7 protein-coding genes are annotated in these 12,148 nt (G+C 50.0%); 1 reads left to right on the top strand and 6 read right to left on the bottom strand.

Annotated elements, in window-relative coordinates; genetic code table 11:
- Nucleotides 1–126: 126 nt before the first annotated feature.
- From H6G00_RS04940 to gndA, 4 genes are all read right to left on the bottom strand, one after another.
- Nucleotides 127–3,519 (bottom strand): tetratricopeptide repeat protein, encoded by a 3,393-nt coding sequence (locus H6G00_RS04940; protein ID WP_190795868.1) that lies wholly within the window; start codon nt 3,517–3,519, stop codon nt 127–129.
- 47 nt (nt 3,520–3,566) lie between these two features.
- Nucleotides 3,567–5,840: a tetratricopeptide repeat protein gene (locus H6G00_RS04935; RefSeq protein ID WP_277881851.1), complete on the bottom strand. Its 2,274-nt coding sequence runs from the start codon at nt 5,838–5,840 to the stop codon at nt 3,567–3,569.
- A 40-nt stretch (nt 5,841–5,880) separates the two neighbouring features.
- On the bottom strand, nt 5,881–7,182 hold the full coding sequence (locus tag H6G00_RS04930) for a calcium-binding protein (protein WP_190795866.1): 1,302 nt from the start codon (nt 7,180–7,182) through the stop codon (nt 5,881–5,883).
- An 815-nt stretch (nt 7,183–7,997) separates the two neighbouring features.
- Complete coding sequence (gene gndA / locus H6G00_RS04925) at nt 7,998–9,404, bottom strand: NADP-dependent phosphogluconate dehydrogenase (protein ID WP_190795865.1); 1,407 nt, start codon at nt 9,402–9,404, stop codon at nt 7,998–8,000.
- Between the two features lie 313 nt (nt 9,405–9,717).
- Between gndA and H6G00_RS04920 the strand changes: the two genes are divergently transcribed.
- Nucleotides 9,718–10,017 (top strand): DUF4090 family protein, encoded by a 300-nt coding sequence (locus H6G00_RS04920; RefSeq protein WP_190641316.1) that lies wholly within the window; start codon nt 9,718–9,720, stop codon nt 10,015–10,017.
- A 318-nt stretch (nt 10,018–10,335) separates the two neighbouring features.
- Here the strand turns inward: H6G00_RS04920 and H6G00_RS04915 are convergent, their stop codons facing one another.
- A complete protein-coding gene (locus H6G00_RS04915; RefSeq protein WP_190641315.1) occupies nt 10,336–10,917 on the bottom strand; it encodes a hypothetical protein in 582 nt (193 codons plus the stop codon).
- Nucleotides 10,918–11,584: 667 nt separating this feature from the next.
- Nucleotides 11,585–12,025 (bottom strand): hypothetical protein, encoded by a 441-nt coding sequence (locus H6G00_RS04910; protein ID WP_190795864.1) that lies wholly within the window; start codon nt 12,023–12,025, stop codon nt 11,585–11,587.
- Nucleotides 12,026–12,148: the final 123 nt, after the last annotated feature.

Below are 12,148 nucleotides of genomic sequence, written 5' to 3'. Positions count from 1 at the left end.
TTCCGCCATCCTTCTGATTAAGCTAGTTATCGATCACGACCATGAACTATTTGCTCAATGGACTTAGCAATCTACAACTAATAGAGAATAACTGATCCATGAGAAACAATTTAATTTCTCGTTGCTTTATTCAAGTTGTGATTTGCGATTCCAAGACTGCTTGAAAAGGGATTTAATCCATCGATTTAGCGGCACCCAGGTTGGGGAAGAAAACTCTTCTGATGCTAAAAGTAAATCTTCGGAATGCGTTATTTCCTGCACCACTTGGGAGTAAGGAGCGATCGCCACTTCGTCAAGTGCTAATTGAGGCAGCAAAGCTTCAACCAATGGCTCAACTTGTCTAGATAAGCTGCTAGGTGAATTGGTGATTAGTTCCGTAACAATCGGTTCAGATGAATCTACTAGTTGTATTTGAGACTGACAGGTCAGTTTAATCTGCAGTAGCGAATAGATTTGAGGACAGTTAACTTCAACCTGCTGCAAGATCGATTCAGACAAATCAGGATTTAATTCAGTCGCATGACAATAGGGAGCAATCGCTTTTTCGGGTTTATTTTGCTCAATCAAGCTATCGCCTAGTTGTCGCAAAACCTCTGCCAGTTTCACTCGAACCAAGTCTGAACTGGGGTGTCGATCGAGCGCAATTTGGTAAATAATAATTGCCTGATTAATCTGATTTTGAGCAACCAGAGCATCTCCCAATTGCAGATACCAATCCATTTGCTCAGGCTGCATCTCAATCAGCTTGTGATATGGCTGAAGGTTGTCCGGGTCAATTTGAATTGCCTGTTGCTGAGCGGCGATCGCCTCTTCCACTTGTCCCTGCTTGGCAAACACTTCACCCAGACGCGAATAGGCCCACGATGCCTGGGGGTTAAGCTGAAGCGATCGCTGATAGGCAGTTACCGCCTCTTCCAAATCTCCTTGTTTTGCCAGCGTCTCAGCCAGTGCTGCCTGAATCACAAAAGAATGAGGTTCCAATTCTACCGCTTTGCGGTAACAGGCGATCGCCTCCTGCCACTGGCGCTGACGGGCAAAGCTATCTGCCATGAAGTAATAGGACCAGGAATGGTTAGGGCTGAGGTCGAGCGTTTTCTGGAAGGACGCGATCGCTTCCTCCAGATGTCCCTGTTGCGCTAGCGCCTTGCCCATGTGGTGATAAGACCAGGGAATATCTGGGTCAAGGGCGATCACTTCCTGGTAGCAGGCAATCGCCTCTTGCCAACAGTCTTGCTGTGCCAGTGTTTCACCCAAACACTGATGGTGCCAGACAAACTCAGGCTTCAGCTCGATTGCTTTTTGGTAACAGGCGATCGCAGACTCTAGCTGATTGTGTCGCTCCAGCACTTTGCCCAGTTCAAAATGCGCTTCGGTATAGTCAGGTTGAAGCTGGATTGCCATCTGACAAAAGGCGATCGCTCCATCGATTCGTCCCTGTTTGGCCAGCGTCAGTCCCAGTTTCAAGTGTAGTTCAGCGTTATCAGGCTGAATTTCCAACGCCTGGTGGTAAAGCTGCACATCGTCAGGATGTAGCTCAATTGCCCGAACATAGCAATCAAAGGCGCTTTGTAAATCTGACTTGGCTCGCTGTTGCAGCGCATCGCCCAGTTTTTGCTGAAGTGCAGGTAAATCTGGCTGCATTCGCAGGGCGTGGCGGTAGGCAGCGATCGCTCCTTCCCACTGTTCCTGTCCGGCTAGTGCATCGCCCAAGTTAATGTGTGACCATTGAAAATTGGGGTTTAGCTCATTTGCCCGCTGGAATGCATCCGTCGCTTCTTGCCATCGCTGTAGTTGCAGCAGTGCATTGCCCAGGTTGTGATGCGACCAGGAAAAATCGGACTTTAGTTTAATCGACCGACGGTAGGCAGCAGCGGCAGTTTCCCATTGCCCAAGATTGAGCAGCGCATTGCCAAGATTGTAGTGAAGCTCCCACCCATTTGCCTGGAAATTGGTCGCCTTTTGGTAGCATGCAGCGGCTTCTTCCCAGCGCTCGTGCTGCGCCAGAATTTTGCCCAGGGTGTGATAGGAGTCGGCATTCGGCTGAAGCTGAATCGCCTTGCGGTAGGAGGCGATCGCCTCTTGCCAGTTTTGCTGACGACCAAACACCTCACCCAGATTGTGATACGCCTCAGAAAAACCAGGGTTTTGCTCTAGAGCACGACGATAGCAAGTGGTTGCCTGCTCCAGTTTGTCTTGCTCCAGCAGCGTGTTACCCAGGCTCAAGTGTTCCTCTGCCGTTGCCCAGCGTGGCTCCAGGGTAAATGCTCGAAACCAGCAGTCTGCCGCCAATTCTGACTTATCGAGCTGCTGCCAAACTTTTGCGAGGCTGCGGTGCGCCTCGGCAAAGTTGGGGTTAAGGGCGATCGCCCGCTGATAGCAGGTTAGCGCCTCCTGCCACTGGCGATTTTGCTTGTGCAGCGTTCCCAGACTCGTCAACACGTCCGGAGTCGGCTGAATTTCCAACGCTTCAGTGTAATGCCGCTGCGCCTCGGCAAGTCTGCCCTTGGCTTGCAGGGCTTTGCCCAAGGTGGCATGAGCCGCTGCCGTTTCCCGCTGAGCCTGAGAAATGGTTTGCTCACAGACAGCAATCGCCTGATCCCATTTGCCCTCGACACAGTAAGTGGCTGCTTTTTGAATCGGAGGCTGGCTGGGCGACTTCCCATTCTCAGACCGTCCACCGTTGAGGGAATGGCTCCCGTTAGTATGGCTTCCGTTTAGAGGAAGCTTGCCGTTCGTGGAACCGTTGCCGTTTAGGAAATCCCCCCCATTCACACCATTTCCATTGCTGCCATTCCCGTTTGCTGAGCTGAGAGAATGTCCGTTACTGCCATTTAGCGGCACCATTGGGGAAGGAGATGGGTTCGCTTCAGGATTGGCGCTGCTCAGTTCAATTGCTTTGCGATAGCAGGCGATCGCCTCGTCTAATTCGCCCTGCTGCCTCAGCGCTTCTGCCAGGTTTTGGTAGGCTCCCACCACTTCAGGAGCAAGCTGAATGGCTCGACGATAGCAGGCGATCGCTTTGGATAGGTCGCCCTGGCGAAACAGCACATTGCCCAGATTGACGTGGTCTTCGGGCTGCGCTTTATCTGGCTCCAGCGCCAACGCCTGATACCAGCACTCAGCCGCCGCTTTGGAATTTCCCGTGTGGGTTAGCACTCGCGCTAGGTTGCGGAATGCTCCAGCGAAATCGGGCTTGAGGGCGATCGCTTTTTGGAAACGGGCAATAGCCTGCTGCCACTGCTGCTGCTGTGCATGCAGGCTGCCCAGGTTAGCGTGCGCCTCTGCCCAGTCTGGCTGAATCGTCAAAGCCTTTTGATACCAACCCATAGCCGCTTCGGTTTTGCCTGCCTTTTGCAGCGCATTTCCCAGCAGTTTGCAGGCAGGAGCAAAGTCAGCTTGAATGGTTAACACTTGCTCACAGGTGGCGATCGCATCGTCTAACCGTCCTGCGCTCAGATGAGCTTCGGCTTTTGCGGCAAAATGGGCGGCTGCCGTTGTTGAGTCTACAGTTGAAACCATATTCAGCGTCCTTTGCTTTCAGATGCACGGGTTCAATTCAAATTCAGTCAAATTCGGAGTGAAATAGGGTTTAAATCTATGCGTTTTAACAGGCTTTGGAGCGCATCAAGCCCCACCAAAATATCTTCCGTTAAAGGGTTTTGATACATCAATTCACGCAAGGGTTGGCAGACAAATCCTTCACCTGGCAAATAATAATGCTCTAGCCGAAGGTGTTGGCTGATCACCCAGTAATAATGTCTGATGTAATGGGGTGAAACAAGTTCCACAATTCTGGTGCCGGAGCGACAAAATATTAGATTGGTTAAGCCGCTACCGTGGGGAGCAATAATTACTTTTGCCGCAGCAAATAAAGCAATTTGCTGTTGAAAGGAAAGTGATTCTAGCGTGATTACAGCAAACCCATATTGCTCTAGCAGGTGAATCACTTCTGTCTCATTCAAGACGTTCCGATATCGAGCTTTAGAACGACTGATGTAAAGTCGTTCAGGATATTCAAAAGATTTGTTAAGATGACCCGTACCAGATATTGTTGCAGATTTTTGGGGCAAAAATTCGCGTCTTAAAAAATTGACTGCCCATGTTTGTGCCCAGCCCAGATGTCCGGCAAAAGAAGGAACAATTAACCACTCTGCTTCAAGGTGAGGATGGTAATCGCTCTCTAACACCTTCTCTAACGGAATCCCTAATTGAGTGAGCGTCTCTTTTTGGAAGGGCTGCTGATAGCTATTCACCAAAAAGTAATCGATTTCATCCCAGGTAATGCCATTTTGACGAAGTAGTTCCAGACGCGGTAAAACATCTACCATCCAGTGAAAGTAAACGTGTCCCGAAAGGCCCGATAAAACAGCAACCTTTCCCTGAATTTGCTCCAGCGGCGGAAATTCATTCAGATCAAACACGCGATGGTGAGTTTGAGCATACTGGCATCCGGGTAGCTGTCCTGGGTATTCGCGAGAAAGGTCTGCTTGCAGGCAATTGTCAGACGTGAAAATGGCGATCGCATTGCAAACTTGCCAATAATTTTTCTGGGGTGCAATCCAGGCACGACCTCGGGCAATTTTTGCAACAGGAAGGGGAGCAGGGTCAGGGGCAATCGCCTCCTGGCTACTCAAGGTGTGAATTCCTTTGCCCAAGTGAATTGGTTCGAAGGAGCCAAAAGTTTGAGTGAGACAGGGGGGGCAGTTGAGTCCGAGGCAGGGGGGAGGGGGTGGGGGTTGGGGACTAGGGGCTAGAGGGTATTTTGGTTCTAGTTGGATTGTTGCTGAAGCTTTGCAGTTCCCTAAACCCTGGCGGTAGTGAGCGATCGCTTCCTCCAATCGCTGCTGTTTGACTAAGCAGTCTGCTAGCCGCAGATGCAGAATGGGATTCTGCGGCTCAAGTTGAAGAACTCGATGATAATAGGTTTCGGCTTGCTGATAGATACCGCTACCGCCGTATTCGGTCAGCGCATTCGCTAGATGCAGGTAGGTTTGCTGGAGGTAAGTCAGGACGGTTGGGTCGTCAGGCTGATGCTGAAGCGCCGTGAGAAACCGACCGCAGGCGACTTTTGCTTGCGTCAAGGAGTCTGTTTCCGTCAGGGTAGCGACTCGCTGACAAAACGATTCCACAAAAATTTGTTGGAGGGCGATCGCCCGCTGCCAGCACAGCATTGCCTCGCTGAACTTGCCCAATCTCAATAGCACGGCACCACAATCACCATATATCTCTGGCTGGTCGGGCTGAAGTTGGATGGTTTGCTGAAAACAGTGAATAGCAGCGGCGTGTTGTCCCTGTTGTTGCCAGATTTTGCCAAGTTCATAGTGCGCTACAGCTAGGTCAGGTTGTAGCGAAATTGCACTTTGATAAGCAGCGATCGCCCGATTCACCTGCCCCTGAGCCACAAATGCCTGACCTAAGCAGCAGTAAAATTCTGCTGAGGCGGAATGGCTCAAGTTTCCAGCCAGTACCTGCTGGCAAGTTTGAATAGCTTCATCCAACTGTCCCTGCTGGATGAGTGCCTGACCTAGATTCAGGTAAGCCTTCAGAGAAAGCTGATTCCAATTATTCTCAGAATCATTCTCAGACTCCTGCAGCAAGATGGTTTGGCGGTAATAGGCGATCGCCGCCTCAGTTTGTCCCTGTTCATCCAGCGCTACTGCCAAGTTGTAATGAGCGCTGGCATGGCTAGGGCACAAAGCGATCGCCTGTCGATAACTGGCGATCGCTCCTGGCAGATCTTCCTGCTGATGCAGAACATGACCCAGGTTGTAATGTAACTGGTGCAGTTGCAGTTGCAATGCTAAAGCTCTCTGGTAGCTAGACCGACCGATGAGGGACAAAAGCTTTCATCCCTCATCCTCCATTCCCTATCCTTTCCAACTAAAAAATCTCAAAGGCAGAAGCACTGAGATTAAGGTTGCTCTGCAATTGGAATAGTGCAACGCTCTGACCATTGCCAGAGTAGTAATACACGAGACCAGTGCTTTGTTCGTAAATCACTCTGGCACGAACCTCTGACTGACCGAGCGGGGAGGTTGTTACCGAGTTAATGTTTTGAACAATAGTGAAATCTTCTGCGCTTAATTGCCCTGTCCCAAGGTTGGCTCCTGGCAACAACGAGCGACTCATCTCAATTGTGTCTTCGCCAGGGGTAAAGTCCAGAATTCGGTCTAGCTGCCCATTACCTGTTGAGTCTTCACCCAAGCGGAACGTATCTCTGCCAGCACCACCCGTCAGCACGTCTGCGCCTGCGTCGCCGGAGAGCAAATCATCACCACCGTCACCAGAGAGGCGATCGCTGCCATCGCCACCAAAGAGGCGATCATTACCATCGACTCCACTATCTCCTCGCCGGGAGACATCTCCAAAAATTACGTCGTCTCCAGCACCACCGACAACAGCATCCCTGCCACTGCCACCATAGAGGCGATCGTTGCCATCTTCTCCGGCAACGGTGTCGTTTCCGGCATCTCCGAAGGCAATATCATCTCCGATACCGCCTAACAGGCGGTCGTTGCCTACGCCGCCATAAATTTGGTCGTTGCCAGAGCCTCCCATTGCCAGGTCGTTACCAGCATCTCCAAAGATAATGTCGTTGCCATTATCCCCATAGATGCGATCGCTTTCGCTGCCACCATAGAGGCGATCGTTGCCGTCCCCGCCGCGCAAACGATCCACACCTTGGTCACCCAACATTACGTCATCGGCAGCACCACCTATGAGCAGATCATTGTCTCTGCCCCCATAGAGGCGATCGTTGCCTGCCTCGCCGCGCAGAGCATCTGCACCTTGTTCGCCAAAGAGTTCATCATTATCGGCGCCACCAAAGAGCAAGTCGCCTTCGCTGCCTCCATAAGCTCGGTCAGTCCCCGACTCCCCATAGACAACGTCTCTACCTCTGCCGCCGGAGAGGAGATCACTGCCACGCCCCCCTAGGAGCCTGTCGTTGTTGGCACCGCCTTCTAAAGTGTCGTTTCCATCAACGCCACGGAGGATAAACCGATCTGTATTACTTCGGGAAACTGTTCGAATACTGTCATTGCTATTGCTGCCAAAAGCAATAATTGGGCCTTCAGGAGAAGGTCTTCTCAAGACAATGGCTCGACTACTGATTGCCCTTAGCCCGAAAAAAACAGGTGTAGGTGGCGTACCACCAGGTGGCTGAACAACGACTTCCGACATCAGGACTCCTCTATCAAACTGGGTGGTAGATTGTTTGCACGTTCAAACTTTTTAGCTACGCAGTTGCAACCATACAAGAAATCGACCCTGAGTTTCTAAAAATTCTATCTTTGGAGGTAGTAGATGTGATTGCAGTCTTCTTCTTATACCACATTTCATTCAAACGGACTCTTGTCGTTTTTTCAACAAGAGTGAATCAGCGCAATGCTTTTAGACTTTTCTCGAATGTAAAAACAGCCTGAGTCCTAGGTAGGTTAAGACGGATTAGTCAAATATTTCTGAACAAAAACTTTAGCCAGCAGCTCAGTAGATTTCGTTGTAAAAAATTGCAGTTACTCTGAATACTAAATGGATGATACACATCATTTTGGTCTGTGTTTTGTAGCTATCTTACAGAACCGTTTGGAATGGTCTGCATCAGAGCGACGCTTTTTCAGCGCTTGATATTAAGGCTGCTTGAACAGATTCAAACATTTTGGCTGCAAGCTGCTGCTTGACCTTAATGTTATACACCTCTGGTAGCAGGTTGAATCGCTGAGTTGCGCAAGGGGATCAAAATTCTGAGCAAAATCAAGACTTAAGCTGATCGCTTCCAGTTGCTCAAAAGACTGACGAATCGAAGATTGAAGGGAATGCACTAGGGAAGGAAAAGCTCTTTTTAAAGATTCTGTGAATTTTCGGATATCACTCCGGAACGGACATAATTCACAGAGCGATCGCCAGAACTTCCAGTGGTATAAATCCCCTAAATGCAATTAGGACAAAAAATGGGGCAGGGTTTTACCCTGCCCCATGCATGATAGATAAATTGAGCTTTAGAACCAATCTGCGTGGAATACTCCAGGCTTGTCGGTACGCTCGTAAGTATGAGCACCGAAGTAGTCGCGCTGAGCCTGAGTCAAGTTTTGGGGAAGGCGATCGCGCCGATAGCTATCAAAGTAGTCCAGCGATGCGCTAAAGGCAGGAACCGGAACTCCTAGCTTAGCCGCAACAGCCAGCACCTCTCGCCAAGCCTCCTGACGATCGAGAATCGTTTGAACGAACTCAGGTGCGAGCAGCAGGTTAGCAAGCTGTGGGTTCTCATCGTAGGCATGTTTGATCTTGCCCAAGAAGCGTGCCCGAATAATGCAACCAGCCTTCCAAATTCGCGCCGTTTCACCCAGGTCGATGCCGTAGTTAAACTCTTGGGAGGCTTTGCCGATCAGTGCCATGCCCTGAGCGTAGGAGCAAATCTTAGAGCAGTAGAGCGCATCCCGAATTTTATTGATGAAGCTCTGGGTATCGCCGTCATATTTGCCCGTTGGGCCCGATAGCTGCTTAGAAGCTTCTATCCGCTCTTTTTTGTAGGACGACATGATACGCGCATTGACTGCCGCCGTGATCGTGGGAATACTCACGCCTAATTCTAGAGCGCTAACGACAGTCCAGCGTCCTGTGCCTTTTTGCCCTGCTGCGTCCATGATTACGTCTACCAGGGGCATCCCGGTATCTGGGTCGAGTTTCTTGAAAATGTTAGCGGTAATCTCGATTAAAAAAGAGTCGAGTTCATCGGTGGTGTTCCACTCAGCAAACACCTCCTGAAGCTGGTTGTGGTCCAACCCCAGCGTGTTTCTCAATAGGTCATAGGCTTCTGCAATCAGCTGCATATCACCATATTCAATGCCGTTATGCACCATTTTGACGTAGTGCCCTGAACCACCTGGCCCGATGTAGGTCACGCAAGGGCCATCGTCTACTTGAGCGGCAATTTTGGTGACGATTGGCTCGATCGCCTCATACGCAGCGCGGGTGCCACCGGGCATCAGGCTAGGGCCATTGAGTGCGCCTTCTTCACCACCGCTGACTCCCATGCCGATAAATTGTAGACCCGTTGATTCCAGGTTTTTAACTCGACGTTCGGTGTCCTCATAGAGAGAGTTGCCACCGTCAATAATCATGTCGTCCTGCTCTAGCAGGGGTTTGAGTTGCTCGATCACTGCGTCGACAGGGCCACCCGCCTTCACCATGACGAGAATTCGGCGGGGACGCTCCAGGGATTGAACGAATTCTTCTAACGAATAGGCAGCTACAACGTTCTTGCCCTGAGCGCGTTCTGCCATAAACGTGTTTGTTTTTTCGGGTGAACGGTTGTATACCGTAATCGGAAACCCGTTGCGCTCGACGTTAAGCGCCAGGTTTTCACCCATCACTGCTAAGCCAATTAAACCAAAACTCTGTGCCATAAGACTCTCTGCTTGCTTGTGATAGCGCTGGGGACTTCATCCCCTTCAGAGTAGTCAACTTTTTGGAGAACCAAGGCTCAGCAAAGATTTTCTTTATGCCTCTCATGCTGTTCTCACATTCATTCTGCATGGATCATTTTTTAAGCATGAATGGGGGCGCGGCGAAGCCGCGCCCCCATTCATGCAGGAGGTCTATTCAAGGCGTGTCCCGTGTAGAATGCGCCTTCAAATAATCGAATCAGTATCACAGGGGCGATCGCCCCCTGGTAAAATGCCTGCGTACACTTTGAAGCGCATTCCCCAACGAACTCCTATGGCTGCTGAAGTAAATCCTAGTCAAACAACGGGTGCAGATGCTATCGATGTAGCGATCGCCAGCGGAAACGATTTTGATGGCTCACCCATTCCCCAAGCTAAGCTAGACCTCTATCACAAAGTGATGGGACTGGAAGCAGGGCGGCAGCGCAGCGGCGTTTCAAATACGATGCGCTCGCGCATTGTCCGCATTGGAGCCAAGCACATTTCCCAGGCAGAACTCGATCAAATGCTGGTTGCAGCCGACTTTGCGCCATTAAAGGAAAAAGAAATCGCCTTTTACTATGGCGGCAAATAAAAGCTAATTTCTCATAAGAGCTAATTTCTCAAAGAGACGCTGAAAAAAGCTTTTGCCCTTCTGAAGTTGTCAATTTGGGCATGGAATGGCGATCGCGCGTGGAGACAGTCCTCCGCGTCAGCACAGAGCTAGTTGAGTCAGGGAACTTTTGGCGCTATAGCAAGGTCAGCCCGTACATCCGCTTAGCGCCAAAGAACCCATTCACTTCAAACTCAAACTTAAGAACTAGCACTGTTGAAAGCTTTAACGATTGCAACAATAACTTTTGAATGTGAAAGCAAGCTTTCACATTCAAAAGTATCTCCATTAAGCGGGGTGCTACTGGAAGCTGAAGCTAAAATCGTTCAGCGTCAGTTGCCCATCGAAGGCATAAAACGTGATCCGGTGAATGTTTGCCGCCTTCAAGCTAAGCTGCACATTCGGCGGAACGTCAGACCCCGATCCTGCCAGATTTGCCCCCGGAGTTTCTGCCTGAGCAACGGGCTGATTGTTGGCATCAAAAGCGGCTAGCACCGTGCGGCGAGAACTGGTGACAAACCCACTGACAAAGCGAACCGGGCAGCGGAAAGTCGCCTCAACCCAGCCGTTTTTGGGTGAACCAATCAACACTTTGGAGCCAGATCGAGATGGAAAAGCTGGATTAGAGGGATGCAGAGCGATCGCATTTGAGAATTCGACCCCATGCTCCTGGAACTGCTGATCAACGACCTCAAAGCAGTCCAGTTCCTCCAAATCGAGATGAATACAAGCTGGCGTAGCATTAGCTAACTCAGATGGAGAAAAATCTACATCTTGTAGCGGCAAGCCCACCCGATCTGGCACTTCAGCGAAATCGACTTGGGGTTGACGTATTGCACCTTCTTGCGCGTATTCAGTCTGAAATCTCAATTGCTCTGCCATAGAGTCCCCCTAGAATGGCTGTACTTGCTAGGTCATTAGCCGCCAAAATTACCGCTAGGACACGTCGCCTAGGAGAATGAACTCCTAAACGTGCAATTCTTCATGGAAACTTTCGTCAGGTAGAGCCTGTACTTAATAGTTCTGTGAAGTCAATGGCTCATCCGGAAAGTTTGAATGAATTTTTTTTGACTGCGGTAAATGCTTCCCCGGTTAGTCGGCTGAAGCACGGTAGATAATGCCTAGCCCACTTTGCATTGCTTTACTTGCACTGCATTCTTGCGTTTCGTTTAACTGTCACACCCTAACAAACTCACACCCTAATCTTTATGGGGATTGCACCCACGTCCCCAGTGACTCCCATCAACCCATTTAAGCCAGAGATGAACCCATAGGTGAACGCTTAACTTACACCAACCTGCAAGGACTCAAATGGGGCGATCGCTTAATTCAGGAACAAAGTCAAGAGTTGTGAAATTACCCTTATCAGAACTTTAACTTTAGTAAAGCAGAATTCACAGGTTTTTCACAACCATTATGTTGGACACTTCGTCTTCTGTCAGCACTTCTGCAACACAAATTAGGAAAACACACACTGTCTGCCTCATCTTGCCTACTTTTCTCCCTGCAACACAAATTATCGGAAAAGAACAATTTTTCAAATAGCTGCTTACCCCTCAAGCTTTTCTTCAGCCTGATTAAACAACTCAAGAATCTGCCGACAAAGCCGCTTAAACTGCTCTCCAGTTTCCATCGAGGGACAGCTTACGCCGACAAAGCACCAATCCTGAATGGTGGAAAACTGCCACTGCTTGCCTTGATGGTCAAACCCAGCCGCCTCAACGCCGATCGCCCGGTACGAATGGGTCAGCAAATCGGCATGAAACCGGATCTGGAGCAAAATACTGCGGCTTTGAAACAATCGGCTCCTGCCTGGAAAGTGAAAGCCAATGTCGATCGAGTCAGGATCAATCAGCTCACGGGTATCCGGGTCATTTGCCCAAGGCTTCAGGTCAGCCCTCACATCTGGGAACTCTGCCTTAAACAAATTCACGACCGTTGCGATCTGGGTAGCAACTTCAAAATTTATTGCTTGCTCGGCAGCGTTCACTCGCGATGCTCCTAAACTGTGCTGGTGGGAATGTGGGAAAAAGAACAGCAAATTCAGCCCATCACTGTAGCAATCCTAAATAGGTTGTGAGCGCACCCCGATGGGGTGCGCTCACAACCCGAT

Source organism: Leptolyngbya sp. FACHB-541 (assembly GCF_014695875.1).
Classification (GTDB): Bacteria; Cyanobacteriota; Cyanobacteriia; order Elainellales; family Elainellaceae; genus JAAUTN01.
Note: the sequence above shows the minus strand (reverse complement) of the source record. Positions and strands in the feature narration are given on the sequence as shown.